The organism is Halomonas alkalisoli (assembly GCF_021412585.1).
Lineage (GTDB): Bacteria > Pseudomonadota > Gammaproteobacteria > Pseudomonadales > Halomonadaceae > Halomonas > Halomonas alkalisoli.
On record NZ_JAKCMI010000034.1, the window covers coordinates 1 to 25,469 of the forward strand.

Consider the following 25,469-nt stretch of genomic DNA (forward strand, 5'->3'; position numbering starts at 1 on the left):
CCTGATGCAGCAGGCCAATGAGGCGGAACAGGAACTGACGGTATGTGTGGTGGAGAAAGGCTCCGAGGTGGGGGCTCACATCCTCTCGGGCGCCGTCTTCGAACCCCGTGCCCTGGCCGAACTCTTTCCCGACTGGGAAGAGCGCGGCGCCCCGCTCACCACGCCGGCCATTCGTGACGAGCTCTACCTGCTCAAGGATGCCGAGAAGGCCCAGAAGCTGCCCAACGCCCTGGTGCCCAAGAGCATGCACAATACCGGCGGCCAGAACCACGGTGGAGAGTCAGCCCGCTACGTGATCAGCGCCGGCAACCTCTGCCGCTGGCTGGCCGAGCAGGCGGAAGGACTCGGCGTGGAGGTCTTCCCCGGCTTCGCCGCCCAGGACGTGATCCAGGACGAAGATGGCACGGTCCGGGGCATCCTGATCGGCGACATGGGCGTTGCGGCCGATGGCACGCCAAAGGATAGCCATATGCCGGGCATGGAGCTGCGGGCCAAGTACACCCTGTTTGCCGAAGGCTCCCGTGGCCATCTGGGCAAGCGGCTGATCGAACAGTTCAAGCTGGACGAGGGGCGTGACCCGCAGCACTACGGTATCGGCCTCAAGGAGCTGTGGGATATCCCCGCCGAGAAGCACGAGCCGGGCCTGGTGCTGCACGGCTCCGGCTGGCCGCTGGCAAAGGACACCCACGGCGGCTGGTTCCTCTATCACGCCGAGAACCAGCAGGTGGTGGTCGGCCTGATCATGGACCTTTCCTACCAGAACCCCTGGCTGTCGCCCTTCGACGAATTCCAGCGCATGAAGCATCACCCGGTGCTCAAGCAGCACCTGGAAGGCGGCAAGCGGGTCGCCTACGGCGCTCGCGCCATCACCAAGGGTGGCCTGAACTGCCTGCCGAAGATGACCTTCCCCGGTGGCCTGCTGATCGGTTGCGACGCCGGCACCCTGAACTTCGCCAAGATCAAGGGCCTGCATACCGCCATGAAGTCGGGCCTGGTGGCGGCCGAGGCGATCTTCGAGGCCATCGCGTCTGGCGATGAGGGCGGCCAGGAACTCACCGCCTTCACCGAGAAGTGGGAGCAGAGCTGGGCCTACGCCGAACTCAAGGAGAGCGCCAGCTTCGGCCCCGCGATCCACAAGTACGGCACCGTGGGCGGCGGCGCCTACAATTTCGTCAATCAGCTGCTGGGCGGCAAGCTGCCCAACCTCCACGACACGACGCCGGATCATGCGGCGCTCAAGCCCGCCAGTGAGTTCGAGAAGATCGACTACCCCAAGCCGGACGGCAAGCTCTCCTTCGACAAGCTCTCTTCGGTGTTCCTGTCGAACACCAACCACGAGGAAGACCAGCCCTGTCATCTGAAGCTCAAGGATCCGGAGCTACCGATCCGCGAGAACCTGCCCAAGTATGCCGAGCCGGCCCAGCGCTACTGTCCGGCGGGTGTCTATGAGGTGATCGAGGGTGACGACGGCAAGCCGCAGTTCCAGATCAACTTCCAGAACTGTGTGCACTGCAAGACCTGCGATATCAAGGACCCGGCCCAGAACATCACCTGGGTGGCACCGGAGGGCGGCGGCGGCCCCAACTATCCCAACATGTAGTCGCATCGGACGAACAGGGCGTGCCAGGTGGCACGCCCTTTTCGTTGACGCCGAAAGGCCTCAGCCCAACGCCTTTAACAGCACCTCGACCACGCGCCGCTGCTGCTCGGGCTCGAGGTAGGGATGCATCGGCAGGCTGAGTATCTCCCGGCATACCGCCTCGGTGGCAGGCAACTGGCAGCCAGGATCGGCAACGGCGGGCTGGTGATTGAGCGGCACAGGATAGTGTACCGCCGTGGGTATGCCGGCATCGGCCAGTTTCGCCTGCACCTCGTCCCGACGCGGTATGCAGATGCTGTACTGAGCGTGAACGCTGGTATTGCCTGTCGCCACGGACGGCACCGTGACGACACCGGACTCGCCCAGCAGCCGATCATAGCGCTCGGCCGCCTGCTGCCTCAACGCCACCTCTTCGTCAAAGATGGTGAGCTTGGTCAGCAGGATCGCGGCCTGCAGCGTATCCAACCGGCTGTTCATGCCGACCCGAGTATGGTGATAACGCCGCGCCTCGCCGTGGCGTGCCACGAGACGAACTGCCTCCGCCAGGGCATCGTCGTCGGTGAACAGGGCACCGCCATCCCCGTAGGCACCGAGCGGCTTGCTGGGGAAGAAGCTGGTGCACGCGATGCGTGACAGGCCGCAGGAACGGCGCCCATGCCGCGTGGCACCGAAGCTCTGGGCGGCATCCTCCACCACGGCCAGGTCGTGCTTGCGCGCCAGCGTATCGATCGCTTCCATGTCGGCGCACTGGCCGAACATCGAGACCGGCATGATGGCACGGGTTCGCGGTGTGATGGCCGCCTCGACCCGAGCGGGATCGAGCAGGTAGGTATGCGGGTCGATGTCCACATAGACCGGCCTGGCACCGGCCAGGACCACGCTTTCGGCACTGGCGATGAAGGTGAAGCCGGGAACGATCACCTCATCGCCCGGGCCGATATCGAGGGCCATCAGTGCGATCTGCAGCGCGTCGGTGCCATTGGCGCAACCGATGCAGTGGGCAACGCCCACATAGTCGGCCAGGCGATGCTCCAGCTCGGCCACCTCGGGCCCCATCACATAGCGGCCATGTTCCAGTACGGTCCGCATCGCCGCATCGAGCTGCGGACGGATCCGTGCCTGCTGGGCAGCAAGATCGATGAAGTGCATGAACTCTCCTCAGCTCTCCTCAGCCCCCCTCAGCGCTACCACTGGCGTCGGCGCAGCGGACACGGAGCGTGCCGCTGAAAGCTTGCCCAGTTGCGGATGCGCCTCGTCTTCTCGCGGTGATTCCGGAGTCGCCTGGCCAAGGCCATAGACGGTCTCCAGACAGTGCCGCACGGTCTCGATGCCGAAGCCCCTGCCAGCGAGGATCTCGCGATAGCTGACGGTATGCAGGTCGGTGAAACCGCTGGAGAACTCGAACTCCTCACCGTCGCAGGTAATGCTGCGATAGGTCGAATGCTGGCCACGCACTCGCTCGGGTAGATCCTCGGCATCGATGGAGAGGAACCAGCGCACCCGGGCCTTCTCGTACTCAAGATAGCCGGCCGCCTTGTGCTCGTCGTGGTAGTGCAGCACCTGCGCCTTCAGCTCACCGAAGATCACATGCAGCATGTCGAAGAAGTGGATCCCGATCTCTGACATCACCCCGAACGACTTGCGCGGATCGCCCTTCCAACTGGCCAGGTACCAGGGACCCCGCGCCGTGATGTAGGTCAGTTCGACGTCGTACTGCCCCTCGATCTGTTCTGCCAACACCTTGTCACGCAGTTCATGAATGGCCGGATGGTGGCGCAGCTGCATGATGCTGTATACGCGACGACGGGTCTCCTCCTCCACGCTGTGAAGCTCGTCGAGCTGGGCGGGTGTCGATACCAGCGGTTTCTCGCAGATCACGTCGCACCCCAGTTGGAGGCCGGCCGTGATATGGGCGCTGTGAAGATGGTTGGGGGAGCAGACCACCCAGTAGTCGATCGCCTGGGTCTGCTGGCGCCTGAGGCGCCACGCATGCTCCATGAAATATTCAAACTCGGTGAAGAAGGCGCAATCGGTCGAGATGGAATCGATGATGCCTACCGAATCGTTGATATCGTAGGCCGCCACCAGCGTGTGCCCCATGTCCTTGATGGCCTGCATATGTCGAGGCGCGATATAGCCGGCCGCACCAATAAGCGCAAAATTCATGTTGTCATCCCCTGGATTCCCTTCCGTGTCGATTCCTTCAAGCCCCAGCGGCTGAGGCTACGGGTCGCTCAAGAAGTACTACAAGCCTAGCTCAGTCAGTCCCTTGCCACCGGTCTTGCCGGATCGCAAATCCATTCGCTCCATGACCCCGCATAGAGCCGGGGCAAGGGGCGGCCGGCAATCGCGTAGGCCAGGATGTTATGGCAGGCGGTGACGCCGGAGCCGCAGTAGGCAATGACCGAATCGGCACCAGGCAGCTCTTCGTCGAGCTGCCCGGCCGGCTTGAAACGGCCGTCGTCGTTCAGGTTTGCCGCGCTGGGCCGACATTGAGCACCCGGGATATGGCCTGCCACGGGGTCGATGGGCTCGACCTCGCCGCGAAAGCGCTCCAGGCTGCGCGCATCGACCTTCAAGTCACCCCCAGCCAGCACCGCATCGGCATCGACCCAGGCCTCATCGTCGAAGCATGGCTGCCACGTGGCGGGCTCAGGAGCAGGCTCCTGGCCAAGCACCAGCGGCCCCCCCGCATCCTGCCATGCCCTCAAGCCACCATCCAGGAGCCGAACATCGGGATGGCCGGCCCAGCAGGACAGCATCCACCAGGCCCGTGCCGCCGCCAACTGCCCGCCCATGTCATCGACCACGACCACCGGCGTGCCGGGCGTGATGCCAAGGCGCTGCACCACGGCGGTGAAGGCATCGGGGGGCGGCAAGGGGTGGCGCCCACCCTCCCCCGGCGGCCCGGCGAGATCGCGATCCAGGTCGAGATGTTGGCTGGTGGGAATATGTCCCGCCTCCCATAGGCGCCGCCCAGCGCCCGGCTCCCCCAGGCGGACACGACAGTCGAGCACGAGTGGCGGCTTCCCCGCCTCGAGTGATTCGGCAAGCTCCGCAGCGGATATCAGCACACGGCTCATGTTCGGCTCCTTGTCTTGAGGATCTCTCTTGAGGGTATCTCACGTAGTTCGATCTCGAGAGACGATATCAGGGGGGCGATGCCGCCAGATGCGCGGGCAGCATCTCGATGGGAGCACGCCGCGCCAGCAAGCGGCGGCGTCCCGCCTGGGCAAAGCGCACCTCGATGACCGGATCCGCCGGATCGCCCTCCACCACGGCAATTTCGCCCTCGCCGAAAACCGCGTGCCGCAGCCATTGCCCGGGCAGGAACTCACCCGTCGCATAGCCGGCCTGCGGTTCGGCCAGGGTCGGGTCGGCCAGCGTCCGAAGCGGTACCTCATGGCCCAGCGTCTCGAGATAGCGGGTCACCAGCGCCGGCGAGGTGACGGCCAGCGGAGAGACGTCGCTGTCGGCGCCCTCCAGGCGAGCAGCCACCCGCGTACAATCCTGCCAGGCCATCTCGGCGAGGAACCGACTCGGGCGATGCGCTCCCCCATCATGCAGCATGAGCAGCCGTTCCCGGGCGCGGGTGATGGCCACATAGAAGAGCCGCCGCTCCTCCTCCAGCCGCTCCGGGGTCAGCGGGTTGTCGCGGCTGTAATGGGGAAAGTCCTCCTCATTGGCCCCGGCCAGGACCACGAGCGGCCACTCCAGCCCCTTGGCGCCATGCACCGTGGTGATCAAGACGCCGTCGGCGTGGTTCTCCACCGGCCGCTCCAGCAGTTCGATGAAGGCATCGATCTCCTTCACCTCACCGGCCTGTTCCACCAGCACATCGAGTAGCCGGACATCCTCCTCGCCCTTCTCGCGGCGTGCGGCGGCGCGCTTGAGCACCTTCTCGGCGTCGAGGCTCTCCACCACATGAGCCAGCAGGCGGGCGGGGGACCAGAGGCCCAGGCGCGGCAGTTCGCAGAGCAGGGCCCAGCGCCGCTTGAGGTTACGCCGCTGTATCGGCTTGAGACTGGCCAGCAGCGGGTCGTGTCGGTCGGGAAAGGTCTGCGTCTCCGCCAGTCGGCTGGCCAACGCCGACAGCCGTTCCCGGGCCACGAAAGGGGTCGGCTGCTCCAATAGCCGCCGCACCAGTTCGGGGTCCTGCAGCAAGGCGGCATTCCTCGCCACCCGCAGGTAGCCGGACAGGGCCTGCACCAGCGGCAGCCGGAACACGAAGCGATCCTCGCGGGAGAGCCGAAAGGGAATGCCCGCCTGGAGCAGCCGCAGCTGGAAAGGCACCGACAGCGCCCAGCTGCGCACCAGCAGGCAGGCCTCGTCGAGACGACGCCCCTCACCCTGCCAGGCGGCGAGCGCCTGGGGCAACGCCTCCCTGCCCTGATCGACGGCCAGGGTAGTGCGCGGGTTCTCCGGTGCGGCAAGGCAGAGCTGGTCGGGCCTGCGACGGTTGGCGGCGATGGCGTGGTTGGCCGTCAGCGCCAGTGCATGGCCGTGGCGGAAGGTGGTGGAAAGGGGGTAGTCGATGGCCGCGCCGAAGGTGGCGGTGAAGTGTTCACGCATGGCGTCGGGATGGGCGCCACGCCACTCGTAGATGCACTGGTTGGCATCGCCCACGGCCATGACGTCGGCTTCAGCTCCGGCCAGGGTGGCCAGCAGGCGCAGCTGCGCCTGGTTGATGTCCTGATACTCATCGATGATGACGTGGTCGAGGTAGCCCTGGACACGCTTTGCCAACAGCGGGTCGGCCTCCAGTGCGCGCAGCGGCCGGTAGAGCAGGTCGGAAAATGTCATCAATCCGTGTTCGGCCAGTAGCTGCTCGAGGCGCTGGAAGGCCTCCACGAAGTGTCGCGTCTCGTCACCGAAGTCGAGGCGCTCATAGAGGGCCGCCGGCGCCAACATCTCGGCCTTCACCAGGCCACAGAAATGGGCAAGCGCCTCGAGGGTATCCGCCTCAAGGGCCGTCTCGCGCTGCGTAGGGTCCTCCAGCACTTCCAGGGTCGCCTGGCGCAGCAGGCGTTCCACCTGCCAGTCGGCGGAAAGCAGGCGACGCTCAGGCAGCACGCCCCAGCGGGTCAGGCTACCGGTCAGCCGATGGCCAAGCGCATGAAAGGTGCGCACATCGGGCAGCCGCTGGCCCTGTGGGGCCATGGCCACCAGGCGCTGCTGGAAGTCCTCCCGGGCCGAGCGATTGAACATCAGCACCAGGATACGGTTCGCGGGCACGCCACTGGCCAGCAGATGCAGCACCCGGGCCACCAGCGTGGTGGTCTTGCCGGCACCGGCCACCGCGGCGACCCGGGCATGTCCGGCGCCATGCACGACCACGGCCTGCTGCTCCGCGGTGAGTCTCACGAAGCATCGTCCGGCAGTTCGCCCAGCGATTGCCAGACACCGCCGCTGGAGAGCCCCAGCTCGATCCGGCCGGTATCGGTGGTGCGCTGCTCGGCGCCCTCCACCAGGCGATAGAACACGTTACGCCCCAGCCTGGCCGAGAGGCCGAAGCGTATGGCGACTTCGGGCACAGCCACCCCATCGGGGGTATCGCTTACCGTCAGGCGGTGCGCCTCACCCAGGCACAGCCGGTCGCCGACGTTGGTGGTCAGCCACCAGTCCTTCCCGTCCTGCTCGGCATCGACGATCACGAAGGGGCGGTCCTCCACCTGAATGCGCTGCTTCTCGACCGGGGTCACCAGGTAATGGTGGCCATCCTGCTCACGGCGCAGCAGGGTCGACAACAGCCTGACCAGGCGCGGGCGCCCAATGACCGTGCCTTCATGAATCCAGCGCCCGTCGGTAACGATTTTCAGGTCCATCTCACCGACCTGCTGTGGATGCCAGCGATCCACGGGAGGTATCTGTCCAACCGGCTCCACATGCTCGAGTAGCGGCTCCAGGTTCATCGACTGCCTCCGGCATGAGTGGCTGAGCGGGTCTCTCTGGTCCTGGCTGCTGCAACGGAAGTCACTGACACCAGTCTATACCAGGCCGGCAGTGGCCAGGGCTTCTCGAATCTCTGCGGGCGCCTCCGGCGCGGCCGCTCGAAACAGCCGGTAGAAATTCGCGGTGGTCTGCATGGCGACCTCCTCGATGCTGATGCCCCGCTCCCGCGCGATGCACTCGGCCACCTCGACCACCCAGGCCGGCTCGTTGGGCTTGCCCCGGTGAGGCACCGGCGCCAGGTAGGGGCTATCCGTCTCGATCAGCAGCCGGTCCAGCGGCACCCGACGAGCCACGTCGCGAATCGACTCGGCGTTGCGGAAGGTGACGATACCCGAAAGCGAGATCGAAAAGCCGTGACGCACGGCCTCCCTGGCCATGTCCAGGTCTTCGGTGAAGCAGTGCAGCACGCCACCGACAGCCGGGTCGGTATGCTCGCGAATCAGCGCCAGGGTCTCCTCCCGGGCTTCCCGGGTATGCACGATGACCGGCAGCTCGAGTTCAGTGGCGGCAATCAGGTGGCGACGAAAGCGCTCCAGCTGCACCTCCCGCGGCGGCACGCTATCGGGGGCCTTGTCGAGATAGTGATAATCGAGCCCGCACTCACCGATGGCCACGGCGCCATACCGGTCGGCACAGGCCTTGATCGCCTCGACGTCGGGCTCGTCATCCACCCGATGCAGCGGATGGACGCCGGCGGAGATCACCACGTCGGCGTGCTCGCGGCTGATCCTGGCCAGTTCGGGCACCGCATCCAGCGTCACCGCGATGGCCAGGAACTGGCGAACCTGGCAGGCACGGGCGGCATCCAGGGTTGCGGCGATATCGCCCCCGTGTGTCCGAGGGTCGAGGCGGTCAAGATGACAATGGGAATCGACGAACATGCGAAAAACGACTCATCAGGTGAGGGGCGGCAAGTCAGCGGCAGGCGCTGCCGCTCAGAGGGTGTAGGTCGGCGCGCCCTTGTCCAGCTGGCCGGCGAGCAGGGTTTCGATCCGGTCCCGCACCGGCTGGTCTTCGGGGCTGAAGTGGATGCCGATACCGGGCACGCGGCGTCCGGCCACGCCATCCGGCGAGACCCAGACCACCTGGCCGGTCACCGGCATCCGCTCACTGTCGCCAGGCAGGGTCAACAGCAGGTAGACCTCCTGGCCCAGCTCGTAGCGCTCGCGGGTGGGCACGAAGATTCCGCCCCGCTCCAGCAGCGGCATGTAGGCGGAAAGCAGGGTCTGCGTGTCCTGAATGGTCAGCGACAGGGCTTTCTGTGGTGACATGCGATCTCCTCCCTTTACCCCTGTATCAGGAACGCAACAGGGCCGACCATCGAACCAGCCAGGCCTCGAGAACCAGCTGGGGGTTGGGGTTGCCGCCGGCAGCCAGCAGGCGGCGCTGCTCTCGAGCATAGTCCAGCAGTCGGAACCAGTCGCGAACCCGGGCGTTCTTGACGGCCTGCCGGTAGAGCGGCAGCAGGTCGGGGTTGCGGACCCGGGCCGCATCCCCGGAAAGCCCCAGCCGGATCAGATCCTCGAGCCAGGCGATACCGTACCACAGGATCGACTCCGTGGATTGCCGGTCCAGGCGGGCGGCCTCGGCCACCGGCTCCGCTCCCCGTACCAGTGCATCGAAGGTTTCGTGAAGCTGCTGGCGCAAGGCACGCGCCGAGGGTGCCGCCAGCTCGAATGCCAGCAGCGGCAGCCCACCGGACACCTGCCACCAGAACGCCGCCTCCTCCGTGCCGCCCAGCTGTTCGGCCAGCCATGCCTGGCTCTGTTCCGGCTCGGGCACCGGCAGGCTCCAGTGCTGACAGCGCGAGCGGATGGTGGCGAGCAGCCGCGAGGGGACGTCGGCGAGCAAAATGAACTGGGTCCGCTGCCCCGGCTCCTCCAGGCTCTTGAGCAGGGCGTTGGAGGCCGCCACGTTCATCGCCTCGGCCGGGCTGAGCACGATGACGCGATGGCCGCCCTGCTGGGCCGTCTGGGCGACGAAGGCGTTGACCTCGCGAATGGGGTCGATGCGAATCTGTCGCTTGCCCTCCTCCGGTGAGACCCGCAGCAGGTCGGGGTGATAGCCGGCGGCCAGCATATGACAGCCGTGGCAATGGCCACAGGCGGCCTCTCCCGGCGTAACGCAGAGCAGGCGGGCGATCAGCGCCTCGGCAAACTGCTGCTTGCCGACCCCGCGGGGGCCGGACAGCAGCAGCGCATGGGGCAGGCGCCCGCTCTGGTACTGCGACAGGAACTGCCCCCACCGCTCGTTCTGCCAGGGCAGCGGCTGGGCAATACCCGCGGCTTGCTCCGCCGCGTTGTCTATAGCCATGGTGTCACCCGGGCTTCCAGGCAGGCGGCGAGGCGCGCCTGCACGACCTCCAGGGGCGCATCGACATCGATGACCGCCATGCGCTGTGGTGAGCCGGACGCGCGTTCCAGGTAGACGCTGCGCACCGCTTCGAAAAAGGCGCTGCGCTCCTGCTCGAAGCGGTCGCGCACCTCGCCGCTGGCACTCAGGCGCCCCTGCAGGCGTCGCTGGGCCGAGGTCACCGGCATGTCGAGCAGCAGCGTCAGGTCGGGCTGAAGGTCGCGCTGGACGAACCGCTCGAGCTCGGCAATACGCGCCGCCGGGATGCCGCGCCCACCGCCCTGGTAGGCAAAGGTGGCATCGGTGAAACGGTCGCACAGGACCCAGGCGCCCCGCTCGAGCGCCGGGCGAATCTGCTGCGCCAGGTGCTGGGCGCGAGCGGCGAAGACCAGCAGCAGTTCGGCATCCGCATCGAGGGGTTCGTCGCCGGAAGGGTCCAGCAGCAGTTCACGTATGGCCTCGGCACGCGGGGTGCCGCCCGGCTCGCGGGTACGGACCACCTCGACGCCCCGTGCCGTCAGCCACTGGGCCACCCAGGCGAGGTTGGTCGACTTGCCGACTCCTTCACCGCCTTCAAGGGTGATAAAGCGACCTTTTCCTTGATTGCCATTCCGCTCGGAACTTTCCCGGGGACAGGCCTTCGAGGAGGCGCTGTGAATACCTCCCTGTACGCTACCGACGCCATCCCTGGCGTAGGACCTCCTCTCCGGCCTGTCCCCGGCGTCTCTCGCTGGCTGCTCGGGATCTCTATGGTACATGCCTGCTCCCGTCAGCGATTGCGGATATACCGATTCACGGCATTATTGTGTTCGCGCAGGGTGCGCGAGAAATGATGCGTCCCATCGCCCCGGGAAACGAAGTAGAGCGTCTCGCCCGGCAGCGGATCCACCGCCGCCTCCAGCGAGGCACGCCCCGGCATGGCGATGGGCGTGGGCGGCATGCCATCGATGACATAGGTATTGTAGGGGGTGGCCTCGCGCAGGTCCGCCCGGGTGATGCGCCCCTCGTAGCGCTCACCCATGCCGTAGATCACCGTGGGGTCGGTCTGCAGGCGCATCCCGGTCTCCATGCGCCGCTTGAAGACGCCGGCAATCTCGCGCCGCTCCTCCGGGGCGCCGGTTTCACGCTCGATCAGCGAGGCCATGATCAATGCCTCATAGGGCGTCTCGATGGTCAGGTCGTCGCTGCGCCCTTCCCACACCTCATCGAGGACGCGCTCCATGCGCAGCATCGCCTGGCGCAGGATATCCAGGTCGCTCATGCCCTTGTGGTAACGATAGGTATCGGGGAAGAACCAGCCCTCGGGAAAGCGATCTTCGCGCTCGAGCAGGGCCATCACCTCGTCGTCGGAGAGCCCTTCGGTGCGATTCTCCAGCTTGGGTGCCGCATCGAGATGAGCGCGCATCTGGCGGAAGGTCCAGCCCTCGGGGATCGTCAGCGGATAGGTCACCACCCGGTCGCTGCCCAGCAGCTCGATCAGGTCACGGCCGCTCATGCCCGGCTCGAGCATATACTCCCCGGCACGCAGCCGCGGAATCGCCTCGGGCTCGAGGCGGGTCAACAGACGAAAGGCCCAGACGTCCTCGATCACGCCACGTTCCGCCAGATCCAACACCGCGCGATTGAAACCCGCCCCCCGCGGCACTTCGTAGAGGGTCTCCTCCTCCACCGCGATGGGTGCCTCGAGCCGGCTCTCCCAATAGCGATAGCCGGCAAAGGCCGCCAGGCCGGCCACAACCACCAGCACCACCAGAAACTTGACTAGACGCAACATCCGAATTCCTCGTTCACTCTGCAAAGCCCATCGGATACTCCAGCAGGTCGTGGGCCACGGCCTGAAGGTGCCGATGGGGACGGCCTATCGTCCAGCTCGCCAGCCTGGCACCCTCGGCGTCATCGAGCCTAGCTACCGGCCAGGCCCCCTGTACCGAGTTGACCAGCCAGACCGCCTCGGCCCCGGCCAGAACGTCCGGTGTCGCCTTGACCTCGCTGACAGGGAGATGCTCCAGCAAGGCCGCCCGCAGGGTGCCCGCCACGCCACTGTCGTCCAGCCGCGGTGTCTCCAGGCGCCCCTCCCGCTGCCAGAACAGGTTCATGCACGTCGCCTCCACCAGCCAGCCGTCGCTGTTGCACAGCACGCCTTCCGCCAGATCGGGATCCGCCCATTCGTCTCGGGCCAGCACGTTCTCCAGCCGATTGAGATGCTTCAGTCCGGCCAGTAGCGGCTGAATGCCAAGCCTGAGCCGGCAATGCCGGACTCGCACCCCATCCCGCCAGCGCGATGGCTGCGGGGAAAAGGCCATCGCCTGCCAACGCAGGCGAGGCAAGGAGGAGGCCGGCGGCAGGTAGCCCCGCCCACCGCTACCCCGGGTGAGGATCAGCTTGAGCACCCGGAGTCCCGGCCCGGCCTGGCCTGGCAGGCGATCCAGCTCGTCTCGCGGCGGCAGCGGTATGCCCAGCACCTGGCAACCGCGGGCCAGGCGAGTCATGTGCTGGCCCCATAGCAACGGTGTGCCATCGCGAACCAGCACCGTTTCGAACAGGCCGTCACCATAGGCCAGGCCGCGATCATCCATTGGCACCCACGGATGTTCAGGCGCCTGGGGCATGCTCATCACACCTTGGCAAAGACAAGGGTACCGTTGGTGCCGCCGAAGCCGAAGGAGTTGGACAGCGCCACATCGATCTTCATCTCGCGGGCGGTATGCGGCACGTAGTCCAGGTCGCATCCCTCCTGGGGATTGTCCAGGTTGATGGTCGGCGGTGCCACCTGGTCGCGGATGGCCAGTATGCAGAACACCGCCTCGACGGCGCCGGCGGCACCCAGAAGGTGGCCGATCATCGACTTGGTGGAACTGACCGCCACCGAATTCGCCGCACTGCCCATGACCTTCTTCACGGCCCGGGTCTCGGCCAGATCGCCGGCCGGGGTCGAGGTGCCGTGGGCATTGATGTAGTCGACCTCGGCAGGCTCGATGCCCGCATCGCGAATGGCATTGCGCATGGAGAGCGCCGCGCCACTGCCATCTTCCGGCGGAGCCGTCATGTGGAAGGCATCGTCGCTCATGCCGAACCCGGTCAGCTCGGCATAGATCTTCGCGCCGCGTGCCTTGGCGTGCTCGTACTCCTCGAGCACCAGGATGCCGGCGCCATCGGAAAGGACGAACCCGTCGCGGTCGCGGTCCCAGGGGCGACTGGCTGCCGTGGGGTCGTCGTTGCGGTTCGACAGCGCCCGGGCGGCAGAGAAGCCACCGAGGCCAAGCGGCGTGGTCGCCATCTCGGCGCCGCCGCAGATCATCACGTCGGCATCGCCATAGGCGATGGTTCGGGCACTGTAGCCGATATTGTGGGTCCCGGTGGTACAGGCGGTGGTGATGGCGATGTTGGGGCCGCGAAAGCCGTGCTGGATCGCCAGATTGCCGGAGATCATGTTGATGATGGAGCCCGGCACGAAGAACGGCGAGATACGGCGCGCGCCACCCTTGTTCAACGCATTGTGGTTATGCTCGATCATCGGCAGCCCACCAATGCCGGAGCCCACCGCCACGCCGATACGCTCGGCGTTCTCTTCGGTGCACTCGATGCCGGCATCGGCAATGGCCTGGGCACCTGCTGCAATCCCGTACTGGATGAACAGGTCCATCTTGCGGGCATCCTTGGGGTTGAGGTAAGGACTGATATCGAAGTCCTTGACCGACCCACCGAACCGGGTGTTGAAGCTGGTGGCATCGAAATGTTCGATAGGGGCGATGCCGCTCTTGCCGGCCAGGATGTTTCCCCAGCTCTCGTCAACGGTGTTGCCCACCGGTGTCACCAGACCCAGTCCGGTCACCACAACTCTACGAGCCATCAGTATTCCTCCCGACAACCTTGATGACACGGCCCGTCCACAGGGCCGTCAATGGGCGCATTATACCGAAGATGCCCCCTCCTTGGGCAGCAAACAACCCGCCCCAATATAGCGAAAGCCGCCCTGGCCAACAGGACGGCTTTCGAGGGTCGCTCAAACGGACCCATACACCTCAGCAAGCGGTTACGACCGCGCCCTTACTGGTGGGCGTTGACGTAATCGATAGCTTCCTGAACGGTGGTGATCTTCTCGGCTTCCTCATCGGGAATTTCGGTATCGAATTCCTCTTCGAGCGCCATGACCAGCTCGACGGTGTCCAGGGAATCAGCGCCCAGATCTTCGGTGAAGGAGGAGCTATTCTGGATGTCCTCTTCCTTGACGTTCAGGCGCTCGGCCACAACCTTCTTCACGCGCTCTTCAATGGTGCTCATTATGACGTACTCCAATCGTTCAAGTTAGCCGTTCAGATGACCAGCCGTTTGGTCCGCAACCTCAAGCTGCGGGGTAGTTTATAGACGCCCCCCCGTCGGCGCAACCGCCGACCAGCGGGAGCCTCAACGCATGTTCATGCCACCGTTGACCTGCAGGGTCTCGCCGGTGATATAGCCAGCACTCTCGCCGGTCAGGAAGCCGACGGCTGCGGCAATCTCTGCGGGCTCACCGAGCCGTGACAGAGGAATCTGGTTGAGCAGCGCCTTGTGCTGCTCCTCGGGCAGGCTCTGGGTCATGTCGGTGGCGATGAAACCGGGCGCCACTGCATTGACGGTGATCGCCCGCGACGCCACTTCGCGCGCCAGCGCACGGGTGAAGCCTTCCATGCCAGCCTTGGCGGCAGCATAGTTGGTCTGTCCCAGATTGCCCATGGTCGCCACCACGGAGCTGATACTGACGATCCTGCCGAAGCGAGCCCGGGTCATGCCGCGCAGGCAGGCCTTGGTGACCCGATAGACGGACTTGAGATTGGTGTCGAGCACCGAATCCCACTCGTCTTCCTTCATCCGCATCAGCAGATTGTCACGGGTGATGCCGGCGTTGTTGACCAGTATGGTGGGGGCACCGAACTCATCGGTGATCGATTTGACCAGGGCGTCGACGCTGGCCTGGTCGGTTACGTCGAGTGCGCGCCCAGCTCCTTCGATGCCGTTGGCGCGAAGGTCCTCGTCGATCTTCGCCGCACCGGCGTCGGTCGTGGCCGTGCCGATCACGATCCGTCCCTGTCGACCCAGCTCGTGGGCGATGGCCCGCCCAATGCCGCGGCTGGCTCCTGTCACCAGGGCGATTCTGCGTTCGCTCGTCATAGCGGTTCCCGATTTGAATGCTGTTGAATCCGAGGGGTACTCCCACCCCTATGGCTTGCCTCGCCCAACGGCTCAGGCCGTCATTGCGCAGCGGCCTCGCGAGCCAGCTCCAGAGCGGCTCCCAGGCTGTCAGGGTCGTTGACCGCCAAGCCCTTGCTACCCTTGGCAATGCGCTTGCCAAGTCCGGTCAAGACCTTGCCCGGGCCGCACTCGATGAACACCTCGGCGCCACCCTCCACCATGGCCTCGACGCAGGAAGTCCAGCGCACCGGCTGATAGAGCTGTTCGATCAGGCGCGTGCGCAGCGTCTCGACATCCGCATGCGCCTGGGCATCGACGTTCTGATAGACGGTATAGCGCGGCGGACGCATGTCGAGCCCAGCCATGGCGGCCTTGAGCTCCTCGGCCGCCGGCTGCATCAGTGCGCAATGCGACGGCACCGATACCGGCAGCGGCATGGCGCGCTTGGCACCCGCCCCCTGGCACAGCACGATGGCCCGCTCGACCGCCGCCTTGCTGCCGGCAATCACGACCTGTCCCGGCGCATTGTAGTTGACCGCCGCGACCACATCATTCTGCTCGGCTTCGGCACAGGCCTTTTCAACGGTAGCATCGTCGAGGCCAAGAATCGCCGCCATGCCTCCCTGGCCAACCGGCACGGCCTGCTGCATCGCCTCACCGCGCAGCTTGACCAGGCGAACACCATCGGCAAAACCGATGACACCGGCACAGACCATGGCGCTGTACTCGCCCAGGCTGTGCCCCGCCATGGCACCCGGCCGCGGCCCTTCCAGCTCCTGCCAGACCCGCCAAATGGCGACACTGGCGGTCAACAGAGCCGGCTGGGTGCACGCCGTAGCGTTGAGCGCCTCCTCGGGGCCCTCCTGTACTACCTTCCACAGGTCGTAGCCTAACGCGTCGGCTGCTTCCTCGAAGGTCGTGCGGACGACGCTATAGCGTTCGGCCAACTCGCGCAGCATGCCAATCTGCTGGGAGCCCTGCCCGGGAAATACGAGGGCAAGAGGTTGGGTCATGTCGTTTCACCTTTGCTCTTATTGAGTCCGTTCATGCCGGCTACCCAGTTCAAGAGCCAGCTGAGACGGGAGGCCTCGACTGACTTCTTGCACCGCGCGCAACACGGCATAGGAGAAGCCAGTGGCATCGGCGCCGCCATGGCTCTTGATCACGATTCCGTCGAGCCCAAGCAGGCTGGCGCCGTTGTAGCGCACCGGGTCCAGATCATTCTTCAATCGCCGCAGCGCCGGCCGGGCGAGCATCCCCACCAGACGACTCCCCCAATGCGCCTCGAAAGTCGCCTGCACGCGCTCGATGAGCATCCGCGCCAGACCTTCGCTTGCCTTGAGCACCGCATTGCCGACGAAGCCATCGCAGACCACCACATCGGCAGCGCCGGCGAAAATACCGTCGCCCTCGACGAAGCCGCAATAGTTCAGCGACGCCATGCCGCTCAGGCAGGCATCCGCCTCGCGTACGCTGGCGCTGCCCTTGGTACCTTCACTACCCACGTTCAGCAGCGCCACCCGCGGCGATGCCAGACCGTCGATGTGTCGCGCCATGACACTGCCCATGCGGGCGAAGTCGACCAGCCGCTCGGCGGTGACATCGACATTGGCCCCCAGGTCCAGCAGGTAGCAGCGCCCCTCGCCTCGCGTGGGGATGGCCGTACTGATGGCCGGACGCGGAATGTTCGCCACCGTCCCCAGCTCGCGCCGTGCCAGCGCCATCAACGCACCGGTGTTGCCCGAACTGACGCCGGCCATCGCACCGCCACGTGACAGATGCGCCAGCATGAAAGCCATGCTGGTATCGCCACCCCGACGCAGTGCATCGGTGGGACGCTGGTCCTGGCGGATCACCTCGGGGGCATGCTGGATAGACAAATGCGAACCAGCCGCGGCGAGGTGCCGCGGCAGGCTCTCTAGCTCGGATTCCAGCAGGTCGCGAGGGCCAAACAGGTCGATCGACAGGCCTGGCCGGGCCAGCACCGCCGCTGCCGATCCCTGAACGGCAGCAGTTGGGCCCGAATCTCCTCCCATCGCATCGACAGCGACCCGCACACTCAACGGCCGAGCATCACTGACAAGGTGTCGACTCAGGCGTCGACGATCTTGCGACCACGGTAGAAACCGTCGGGAGCAATGTGGTGACGCAGGTGAGTGGTGCCGGTCTCCTTGTCCTGGGACAGGTTCGGGCCGGTCAGCGCATCGTGGCTACGACGCATGCCGCGCTTGGAACGGGTCTTACGGTTCTGTTGAACTGCCATGGGAAATCACTCCAGAGTGAATCGACAAATGAATCAGGGTTTGTCCTTGAGACGACGCAGCACCTCAAAGGGACTCGCGGGAGTCGGCTCGGGCGATTCGGCCTCCTCCCCGCTACTCAGCTGGTCGCGCGAGACCCGACACAGGGCCTCGTCGTGGTAAACCACCTGGGGCAGGCTGAGAATGAGTTCATCCTCGACCATCTCCAGCAGGTTCAGCTGTTCGTTTTCCACCAGCACCGGTTCGTGGGTGCTCGGCAGCTCCGCCGCCAGCGCGTCGCTCGTGACCATGCCCAGCAGGAATTCGCTTTCGACATGCTGTGACAGCGGCTCGAGGCAGCGACGGCAAGGCAGCTGCAACCCGGCCTCCAGGCGGCCGTGAATCACGCGGCGCCCCTGGGGGTCGATGGCAAAGTCGAGCCATACCTGGCAGTCGCCCGCCTGCGCACCCACCTGCTCGGCGAGACGCTCGAACTGGTCGAGCGCCACCAGGCCTTCGAGGCGTTCGGCGCGGGCGGCGAGCTTGTAGGGCTCGACCCTATTGGGAAGTCGTGAGGTCAACATAGGCGCGCAATGATAGGCACTCCCCCGCCCCCTGTCAAAGACGCCTTCGCGTCGGGTTACAATAGTGTCGTTCCAGGGAGGCGCTGAACAAATCGCCGAGCGAGTTGAAGCGCAAGGCGCACGGAGCACAAGAACCGGAGCATATGCGGTATATGTGAGGATTCTGAGCACCGCGCAACGCAGCGATTCGCTCGCGCAGGCATTTGTGCGGCGTTTCCCCAGGCCGTCGATGCACCGCATGCGGCCCCACTCTTTCAGGAGACGTCAATGCCACGACTCGTACTCGCCTCAAGCTCACCCTGGCGCCGCCAACTGCTCAAGCGCCTGGGGCTGCCGTTCGACTGGGCGAGCCCCGATATCGACGAAACGCCGCGCCCCGGCGAGCCCCCCGAAGCGCTGGTACACCGCCTGTCCCTGGCCAAGGCCGCCAGCGTGGCCCAGGCATACCCCGACCACCTGGTCATCGGCTCGGACCAGGTGGCGGTCTTCGACGGGGGCATTCTCGGCAAGCCCGGCGACGCCGCCACGGCGCGCGCGCAGCTGGCGCGGTTCTCCGGGCATCGCGTGCGCTTTCTCACCGGCCTGGCGCTGATCGACAGCCGCGCAGGACGCCATTGGGTCTGCCACGAGCGCTACGACGTCGTGTTTCGCCAGCTCAGCGCCGCCGAGATTTCCCGCTACGTGGAGCGGGAGCAGCCGCTGGACAGCGCCGGCAGCTTCCGCATGGAGGGGCTGGGCATCGCCCTGTTCGAGAAACTCGAGGGCGATGACCCCAACACCCTGGTCGGCCTACCGCTGATCCGCCTCTGTGCCCTGCTGCGCGAGGCGGGGCTGGATCCCTTAGCCTAGCCCTTGATTGCCTAAAGCCGCGGCTTCCCCGGCGACAGGCCTGCGCGGAGGCGCTGTGAACCCATCCCTGGGCGCTACATTCTTCATCCTTGAAGAATGACCTCCGCTCCGCCCTGCCCCCGGCGCCTCTCCCCGTCACCGAGGCACCTGTCGATACCCGGCACCGACATGCAAAGCGGGGGCCTCCAGCTTCGAACTACGGCAGCTGGTAGCGTACCGGCGACTGGCTAGACGGCACGCCGGCCCACTCGGCGGCGACGCGACCGAACTGGCGGGACAGGCGCTCGAACGGGTCGAGACGAGGCGTATAGTCATGGATGCGCAGCTCGTCGAACAGCTCATGGGACAGGGCGTCCAGGCTGCTGATGCCATCGACGAGCCCCAGCTCCAGCGCCTGCTCCCCGTTCCAGATCAGCCCGCTGAAGAGCCTGTTGTCGTCGGCCAGTCGGTCACCGCGCCCGGCCTGGACGGCATCGATGAACTGCCGGTGCGTGGTATCCATGACCGTCTGCCAGAAGTCTCGCTCTTCGGGTGCCACCGGCGAGAAGGGATCGAGGAAGCCCTTGTTCTCGCCACTGACATAGATGCGGCGCTCGATACCCAGATGCTCGATGGCCTCCTCGAAGCCGAAGCTGGCGAATATCACTCCGATCGACCCCACCAGGCTGGCCGGCGCCGCCACGATCTCGTCGGCCGCGGCGGCAATATAGTAGGCGCCGCTGGCGCCGATATCCTCGATCACGGCGATGATCGGCTTGTCGCCTTGCTCGCGCAGCCGGAGGATCTCGTTGAAGACGCGCTGAGACTGAACGGGACTGCCGCCGGGGCTATCGATGTGCAGCACGACCGCAGCGGCGCTCTCCGCCTCCCAGGCCCGATTGAGCCCCCTGATGATGCGCTCGGCGCTGGCCGGCGACTCGCTGTCGATGACACCGTGAACCTTGACCACGCCCAGGTGCTGCCGCTCGGGCTCACGCGCCCCCGGGTCAATGAAGAGGCCGTAGAGCGTAGCCGACAGCGACGCCAGTATCAGCGCGGCGAAAAAGAAGCGAAAGAAGAGCTTCCAGCGCCGGGTACGACGCTGCTCCACCAGCACGCCACCGATCCACCGATCCAGCATCTCCTGCTGAGCCAGCCGCTGACGCTCACGCAGGACCTCGGCACTCTCCGGTGGCGGGGGCGACGTGGCGGCCTGTGCCTCCCTCGCCCGCCGCGCCTCCTCGGGGCTCAACTCGGGCCCCTGGGTCCAGCGGTCCTCCTGCCCCGCTTCCCGCTTGTCGTCCCGCTTGTCATCACTCATGGATCGCGTCCCTTACCGCCGGTTATCGATTCAACCAGTCAAACAGCTCCGGCACCGCTTCAGCAGTGAACACGGGGCGGCTGGCCGCCAGTCGCTCGGGAGCATGCACCCCCCAGGTCACGGCGATCCGGTCCATGCCCAGCGCCCGAGCCATCTCCAGATCATATTCAGTGTCGCCAATCATCACCGCCTCCTCGACATCGACGCCCAGCTCGATCAGGAGTTCCTCCAGCATCTGAGGGTGCGGCTTGGAGCGCGTCTCGTCGGCGGTACGGCTGGCATGGAACCAGTCGCCGCTTCCGCTCTCGCGGAAGATGCGATCCAGGCCGCGCCGGCTCTTGCCGGTCGCTACCGCCAGGCGACGCTCGCTGATGCCACGCAGGCCCGCGACACCCGCCTCGACCCCGGGAAAGAAGCGCATTGGCGTGGTATCGCCCTGGACGAAATGGAAGGAGTAGCGACTGCGCAGCAGCTCCGAGCGCTCGGGATCGATCCCGGGACAAAGCTTGTCGATGGCCTCGGGCAAACCCAGGCCGATGATGTCGCGTATCGCATCGTCGGTCAGTTCGCCCCAGCCCGCATCCCGGGATGCCGCCTGCATGCAGGCGACGATACGGGCGGCAGAATCCATCAGGGTACCGTCCCAGTCGAATATCACCAGTCGATAACGCATCGAGGCTCCGGTTCAGGAGGTGGAAGACAGCAGGGGTCAGGTCAACTTGCGGGCACGCTGCAACACGGCTTCCAGGTCGTCGGGGAGCGGCGCCCTTATCTGCACCGGCCTGCCGCTGGTCGGCTCGGGAAAGGTCAACGACGCCGCATGCAGGAACAGGCGCGACAAGCCCAGCTTGCGTGACAGCACCTCACCCTCCCGGGTGCCATACTTGTCGTCGCCCAGCAGCGGGAAGCCGGCATGGGCCGCATGCACGCGAATCTGATGGGTACGACCGGTTACCGGCTCCGCCTCGATCAGGGTCGCCCTGGGGAAGGCCTCGCGCACGCCGAAGCGCGTGCGCGACACCTTGCCGGCGGCATCGACCCTCACCCGCCGCTCGCCGTTGCCGGCATCGAAGCGCTCCAGGCGGGCGCTGATGAACTCACGCTTCTCCGGCCAGCGCCCTGCCACCAGGGCGAGATACTGCTTGTCCATCTTGTGCTGCTTGAGCGCATCGTTGAGGGCCAGCAGCGCCGGCCGCGACTTGGCCAGCAGCAGGCAGCCGGAGGTATCGCGGTCCAGCCGGTGCACGAGCTCCAGAAAGTCGAGATCCTCGCGCACCTGGCGCAGCGCCTCGATCAGGCCGATCTTGACGCCACTGCCGCCGTGCACGGCCAGCCCAGCCGGCTTGTTGATCACCAGCCAGTCACGCCCCTCCACCAGCACGCTTCCCGCCAGCAGATTGCGCAGGCTGTCGCTGACCTCCCTCACCGCCTCACGGGGCGTCATCCGCAGCGGCGGGATACGCACCAGATCGCCCATCACCAGTCGGTAATCGACCTTGACCCGCTTCTTGTTGACCCGCACCTCGCCCTTGCGCACGATGCGATAGACAAGGGGACGCGGCACGCCCTTGAGGCGCGTCATCAGGAAGTTGTCGATTCGCTGGCCGACCTGGCCCTCGCCCACTTCCACCCACTGTACGTCGCGCCCTTCGGTCATGACACTCCCGCTCGAAACCTGTTGTGAGCGGGCATTCTAGCCTACTCGGCCACTCGCTGCGCCAATTGCCGCATATTACCATTGCTGCTATATTGCCAGCTCGCTCGGATGGATCCCTTCGGTCCCATAAGCGCCTGCCCGACAGACACGCAGGCCGGAGCGACGAAATCAGGCCGCGACGACCCGCTGACTCGGTCCCGCCGCCGACGAGTGACCCAGTGTTACCGATACGACAGCAAGACCCTGAAGAACGTAATGAAGACCGCAGTGACGAAAGACTGGTAGCGAAAAATTGGTATCGAAGCAGTAACCTGATTGATATCGAAAAGCAGTCACCAGAACAGTAGCAAGCAAGACGTAGCGAAAGCCCCCGTCATGAGCGGAAGTGACAAGCGACGAGAGTCACACGGCTGATCGCTACGGATACACCGCTACCGATGGATAGCGACAAACAAGCAGTTACGCCACGCCCGGATCCCGGCCCGCCAGATTGGCGGGCGGTGGCCACGGGAATCGTTCAACATCGTGCCGGTGGCCGGCGTTGGCGAATCGATGAATGCCAGGTGTCTGGCGGTGACCGCAGGGCCGGATGGGAACAGCCCACCGAGACATGTCCTGCCTCCGCCGAGTACTCAACATGATCATGTCGTGCTGGACCCATCCTGGGTACCGGTACGATCGGGCGCCACTGTGCATCCGCGACATGCGCTGAGCACGAGCACGCAGCACCCAGAGGTTCGCCTTCTTCGATGCCCACCGGTGCGTCCAGTTTGCGAGACACTATGAAACGGATGCTCATCAATGCGACCCAGCCTGAAGAACTGCGGGTTGCTCTGGTCGATGGACAGCGCCTTTACGACCTGGACATCGAATCCGGTGCCAGGGAACAGAAAAAAGCCAATATCTACCGCGGCAAGATTACCCGGGTAGAGCCTTCCCTCGAAGCCGCCTTCGTCGACTTCGGTGCCGATCGACACGGCTTCCTCCCCCTCAAGGAGATTTCCCGCGAGTACTTCCTCAAGGAGACCTCGGGGCGCCCCAGCATCAAGGAGGTGCTCAAGGAGGGCCAGGAAGTCATCGTCCAGGTCGACAAGGAGGAGCGCGGCAACAAGGGGGCGGCACTCACCACCTTCATCAGCCTCGCCGGCCGCTTCCTGGTACTGATGCCCAACAACCCCCGTGCCGGCGGCATCTCGCGCCGAATCGAGGGTGACGAGCGCAGCCAGCTCAAGGAGGCCATGGGCGAACTCACCGTGCCGGACAAGATGGGCGTGATCGTGCGCACCGCCGGCATCGGCCGCAGCACCGAAGAGCTCCAGTGGGACCTCGATTACCTGGTACAGGTGTGGGAGTCGATCACCGAGGAGGCCGTCAAGCGTCCGGCCCCCTTCCTGATCTATCGCGAATCCAATGTCATCATTCGCGCCATGCGCGACTACCTGCGCCAGGATATCGGCGAGGTGCTGATCGACAGCCCGGTCGTGCATCAGGAAGCGTTGACCTTCATTCGCCAGGTGATGCCCTCCTACCAGCAGAAGATCAAGCTCTACGCCGATGAGGTCCCCCTGTTCTCGCGTTTCCAGATCGAATCGCAGATCGAGACCGCCTACGAGCGTGAAGTGAAGCTGCCCTCCGGCGGCTCCATCGTCATCGACCATACCGAGGCGCTGGTCTCCATCGATATCAACTCGGCCCGCGCCACCCGCGGCAGCGATATCGAAGAGACCGCCCTGCAGACCAACTCCGAGGCCGCCGACGAGATCGCCCGCCAGCTGCGTCTACGCGACATCGGCGGCCTGGTGGTGATCGACTTCATCGACATGAGCCCCGCGCGCAACCAGCGGGAAGTCGAGAACCGCATGCGCGACGCCCTCAAGCTGGACCGCGCCCGGGTGCAGATCGGCCGCATCTCCCGCTTCGGCCTGATGGAGATGTCACGCCAGCGCCTGCGCCCATCCCTGGGCGAAACCAGCGGCGTGGTCTGCCCGCGCTGCAACGGCCAGGGCACCATCCGTGACGTGCGCTCCCTGTCGCTCTCCATCATGCGCCTGATCGAAGAAGAGGCCATGAAGGAGCGCAGCGCACAGATCCGCGCCATCCTGCCGGTACCTGTCGCGACCTACCTGCTCAACGAGAAGCGCGCCGTGCTGGCCGATATCGAGAGCCGCCAGGACGTGCGTGTGCTGGTGCTGCCCAACCCCGACATGGACACGCCCCATTACGATGTCCAGCGCCTGCGCGATGATCATGTCGAGGAGGATGGCGAGCATGAGAAGTCCAGCTTCGAGCTCTCGGTCGACACCGAAGTGGGCAAGGAGCCGGACGCCAGCATCGCCAAGCCGGTATTGCGTACTGAAGCGGCGGTGAAGACGGTCATCCATAACGAGCCCGCTCCCCCGTCGCTGCAGCAACAGCAGCAGCCAGAGCCGCAGGAGAGTGCCACCGAGGCGACCCCGCCGCCTGCGCTGCCGAGCAGCCCCGGTGTGCTCGGTCGCCTGGTGAAGGGCATGGCCAAGTGGCTGGGCACCCCTGATACCACCGAGACCGAAAGCAAAACGCCTCGCAAGCCTGCCGCCGCGGCCGAACCGCAATCCCGCGGTGACGACCGTGACGAGCGCAATGGCCGCGGTCGCCAGCGCCGGCAGCGTGGCGAGGGGCGTGACGATGCTCGCGGCCAGCGCGGCCAGGGCCGCCAACAGGAAGGCGGACGCGGCGATCGCCAAGCCAGTGATCGCCAGGCCAGTGATCGTCAAGCCAGTGATCGTCAAGCCAGTGATCGTCAAGAAAGCTCAGCCGGCTCCGGCCGTGGTGACGCCCGGGGCAATCGGGGCGGCCGCGGCCAAGGTCGGCAAGAGAGGCCTCAGCAGCAGGAGGAGAATCGTCAGGAAAGCCGGCAACCCTCGCGCGGCCGTGACGACTCGGCCCGTCGTCAGAAACCGGATAGCGCCGACAAGCCGCTGGAAAAGGCAGCGGAGAAGCCTGCCGAAAGCGCCAAGCCGGCCGAAGCCGCCAAGGTGGATGATGGCAAGCCGAAGCGGACACGTAACAACCCGCGCAATCGCACACGCAAGCATGCCATCAACCCCCAGGCAGAAGCCGAACAGAAGCGCCTGCAGGCCGAAGCCGCGGATACCGCCCAGGCCCAGCCCGAGTCGCCCGAGCCGGTAGAGAAAGCGGCCGATAAGCCCAAGCCCGAGGCGCCCAAGCCGGCTGAGAAGCCCACCGCCGCGCCCAAGGCAGAGGCTAAGCCCGAGCAGCCGAAGGCCGAGCAGCCCAAGCCAGAGGCGCCCAAGCCGGCCGAGAAGCCCGCCGACGCGCCCAAGGCGGAAGCCAAGCCCGAGCAGCCGAAGGCCGAGCAGCCCAAGCCAGAGGCGCCCAAGCCGGCCGAGAAGCCCGCCGACGCGCCCCAGGCAGAGGCCAAGCCCGAGCAGCCGAAGGCCGAGCAGCCCAAGCCGGCCGAGAAGCCCGCCGACGCGCCCAAGGCGGAAGCCAAGCCTGAGCAGCCGAAAGCCGAGCAGCCCAAGCCAGAGGCGCCCAAGCCGGCCGAGAAGCCCGCCGACGCGCCCAAGGCGGAAGCCAAGCCCGAGCAGCCGAAAGCCGAGCAGCCCAAGCCAGAGGCGCCCAAGCCGGCAGAGAAGCCCGCCGACGCGCCCAAGGCGGAAGCCAAGCCTGAGCAGCCGAAAGCCGAGCAGCCCAAGCCAGAGGCACCCAAGCCGGCAGAGAAGCCCGCCGACGCGCCCAAGGCGGAAGCCAAGCCCGAGCAGCC

The 25,469-nt window shown here is 65.8% G+C and carries 24 protein-coding genes; 3 read left to right on the forward strand and 21 right to left on the reverse strand.

The features are described from left to right. Positions 1 to 1,600 (forward strand): electron transfer flavoprotein-ubiquinone oxidoreductase (locus LY622_RS15890; protein ID WP_234291794.1); only part of this gene is annotated, 1,600 nt, incomplete at its 5' end. 60 nt (positions 1,601 to 1,660) lie between these two features. Here LY622_RS15890 and LY622_RS15895 read toward each other — a convergent pair. The 18 genes from LY622_RS15895 to LY622_RS15980 all read right to left on the reverse strand — a co-directional run bounded on the left by LY622_RS15895 (position 1,661) and on the right by LY622_RS15980 (position 17,897). Next, the gene (locus LY622_RS15895; protein ID WP_234291795.1) at positions 1,661 to 2,749 is read right to left on the reverse strand and encodes a DegT/DnrJ/EryC1/StrS family aminotransferase; all 1,089 of its coding nucleotides are present in this window, start codon (positions 2,747 to 2,749) and stop codon (positions 1,661 to 1,663) included. 9 nt (positions 2,750 to 2,758) lie between these two features. Then, complete coding sequence (locus LY622_RS15900; RefSeq protein ID WP_234291796.1) at positions 2,759 to 3,766, reverse strand: Gfo/Idh/MocA family oxidoreductase; 1,008 nt, start codon at positions 3,764 to 3,766, stop codon at positions 2,759 to 2,761. A 95-nt stretch (positions 3,767 to 3,861) separates the two neighbouring features. After that, positions 3,862 to 4,683, reverse strand: a complete 822-nt coding sequence (locus tag LY622_RS15905) for a sulfurtransferase (protein WP_234291797.1) — start codon at positions 4,681 to 4,683, stop codon at positions 3,862 to 3,864. 67 nt (positions 4,684 to 4,750) lie between these two features. After that, positions 4,751 to 6,964, reverse strand: coding sequence for an ATP-dependent helicase (locus LY622_RS15910; protein ID WP_234291798.1), 2,214 nt, complete (start codon positions 6,962 to 6,964; stop codon positions 4,751 to 4,753). Beyond that, positions 6,961 to 7,512: a DUF1285 domain-containing protein gene (locus LY622_RS15915; protein ID WP_234291799.1), complete on the reverse strand. Its 552-nt coding sequence runs from the start codon at positions 7,510 to 7,512 to the stop codon at positions 6,961 to 6,963. The genes LY622_RS15910 and LY622_RS15915 overlap by 4 nt, the downstream gene beginning before the upstream one ends. Positions 7,513 to 7,587: 75 nt before the next feature. Then, a complete protein-coding gene (locus tag LY622_RS15920) occupies positions 7,588 to 8,433 on the reverse strand; it encodes a TatD family hydrolase (protein WP_234291800.1) in 846 nt (281 codons plus the stop codon). A 54-nt stretch (positions 8,434 to 8,487) separates the two neighbouring features. Beyond that, positions 8,488 to 8,823, reverse strand: a complete 336-nt coding sequence (locus LY622_RS15925) for a PilZ domain-containing protein (protein ID WP_066448748.1) — start codon at positions 8,821 to 8,823, stop codon at positions 8,488 to 8,490. Positions 8,824 to 8,848: 25 nt separating this feature from the next. After that, positions 8,849 to 9,865 (reverse strand): DNA polymerase III subunit delta', encoded by a 1,017-nt coding sequence (locus LY622_RS15930; protein WP_234291801.1) that lies wholly within the window; start codon positions 9,863 to 9,865, stop codon positions 8,849 to 8,851. Next, on the reverse strand, positions 9,856 to 10,662 hold the full coding sequence (gene tmk / locus LY622_RS15935; RefSeq protein ID WP_234291802.1) for a dTMP kinase: 807 nt from the start codon (positions 10,660 to 10,662) through the stop codon (positions 9,856 to 9,858). Before tmk ends, LY622_RS15930 begins: the two co-directional genes overlap by 10 nt. Positions 10,663 to 10,673: 11 nt before the next feature. After that, positions 10,674 to 11,678 (reverse strand): endolytic transglycosylase MltG, encoded by a 1,005-nt coding sequence (gene mltG, locus LY622_RS15940; RefSeq protein ID WP_234291803.1) that lies wholly within the window; start codon positions 11,676 to 11,678, stop codon positions 10,674 to 10,676. A 13-nt stretch (positions 11,679 to 11,691) separates the two neighbouring features. Beyond that, positions 11,692 to 12,519 carry an aminodeoxychorismate lyase gene (gene pabC, locus LY622_RS15945; protein ID WP_234291804.1) on the reverse strand — a complete coding sequence of 276 codons (828 nt, stop codon included), beginning with the start codon at positions 12,517 to 12,519 and terminating at the stop codon, positions 11,692 to 11,694. After that, positions 12,519 to 13,757: a beta-ketoacyl-ACP synthase II gene (gene fabF, locus LY622_RS15950; protein WP_439649507.1), complete on the reverse strand. Its 1,239-nt coding sequence runs from the start codon at positions 13,755 to 13,757 to the stop codon at positions 12,519 to 12,521. Before fabF ends, pabC begins: the two co-directional genes overlap by 1 nt. 194 nt (positions 13,758 to 13,951) lie before the next feature. Then, on the reverse strand, positions 13,952 to 14,185 hold the full coding sequence (acpP, locus tag LY622_RS15955; protein WP_008956801.1) for an acyl carrier protein: 234 nt from the start codon (positions 14,183 to 14,185) through the stop codon (positions 13,952 to 13,954). 123 nt (positions 14,186 to 14,308) lie between these two features. Further along, positions 14,309 to 15,052 carry a 3-oxoacyl-ACP reductase FabG gene (gene fabG / locus LY622_RS15960; RefSeq protein WP_234291805.1) on the reverse strand — a complete coding sequence of 248 codons (744 nt, stop codon included), beginning with the start codon at positions 15,050 to 15,052 and terminating at the stop codon, positions 14,309 to 14,311. A gap of 80 nt (positions 15,053 to 15,132) precedes the next feature. Beyond that, entirely contained in the window at positions 15,133 to 16,086 is a 954-nt protein-coding gene (fabD, locus tag LY622_RS15965; protein ID WP_234291806.1) for an ACP S-malonyltransferase, read from the reverse strand. 18 nt (positions 16,087 to 16,104) lie between these two features. Then, positions 16,105 to 17,130, reverse strand: coding sequence for a phosphate acyltransferase PlsX (gene plsX / locus LY622_RS15970; RefSeq protein ID WP_234281773.1), 1,026 nt, complete (start codon positions 17,128 to 17,130; stop codon positions 16,105 to 16,107). 35 nt (positions 17,131 to 17,165) lie between these two features. After that, the gene (rpmF, locus tag LY622_RS15975; protein ID WP_234291807.1) at positions 17,166 to 17,336 is read right to left on the reverse strand and encodes a 50S ribosomal protein L32; all 171 of its coding nucleotides are present in this window, start codon (positions 17,334 to 17,336) and stop codon (positions 17,166 to 17,168) included. A gap of 33 nt (positions 17,337 to 17,369) precedes the next feature. Beyond that, positions 17,370 to 17,897, reverse strand: coding sequence for a YceD family protein (locus LY622_RS15980; RefSeq protein ID WP_234291808.1), 528 nt, complete (start codon positions 17,895 to 17,897; stop codon positions 17,370 to 17,372). 267 nt (positions 17,898 to 18,164) lie between these two features. Between LY622_RS15980 and LY622_RS15985 the strand changes: the two genes are divergently transcribed. Next, positions 18,165 to 18,746, forward strand: coding sequence for a Maf family protein (locus LY622_RS15985; protein ID WP_234291809.1), 582 nt, complete (start codon positions 18,165 to 18,167; stop codon positions 18,744 to 18,746). A 196-nt stretch (positions 18,747 to 18,942) separates the two neighbouring features. Here LY622_RS15985 and sppA read toward each other — a convergent pair whose 3' ends face one another. The 3 genes from sppA to LY622_RS16000 are packed head-to-tail and all read right to left on the reverse strand — an operon-like array spanning position 18,943 to position 21,703. After that, positions 18,943 to 20,046 (reverse strand): signal peptide peptidase SppA, encoded by a 1,104-nt coding sequence (sppA, locus tag LY622_RS15990; RefSeq protein ID WP_234291810.1) that lies wholly within the window; start codon positions 20,044 to 20,046, stop codon positions 18,943 to 18,945. Positions 20,047 to 20,068: 22 nt separating this feature from the next. Next, a complete protein-coding gene (locus tag LY622_RS15995; RefSeq protein WP_066446307.1) occupies positions 20,069 to 20,719 on the reverse strand; it encodes an HAD family hydrolase in 651 nt (216 codons plus the stop codon). A gap of 36 nt (positions 20,720 to 20,755) precedes the next feature. Continuing rightward, positions 20,756 to 21,703, reverse strand: a complete 948-nt coding sequence (locus LY622_RS16000; protein WP_234281587.1) for an RluA family pseudouridine synthase — start codon at positions 21,701 to 21,703, stop codon at positions 20,756 to 20,758. Positions 21,704 to 22,485: 782 nt separating this feature from the next. On the opposite strand from LY622_RS16000, the gene rne reads away from it, so the two are divergent. Next, positions 22,486 to 25,469 (forward strand): ribonuclease E (rne, locus tag LY622_RS16005; RefSeq protein WP_234291811.1); only part of this gene is annotated, 2,984 nt, incomplete at its 3' end.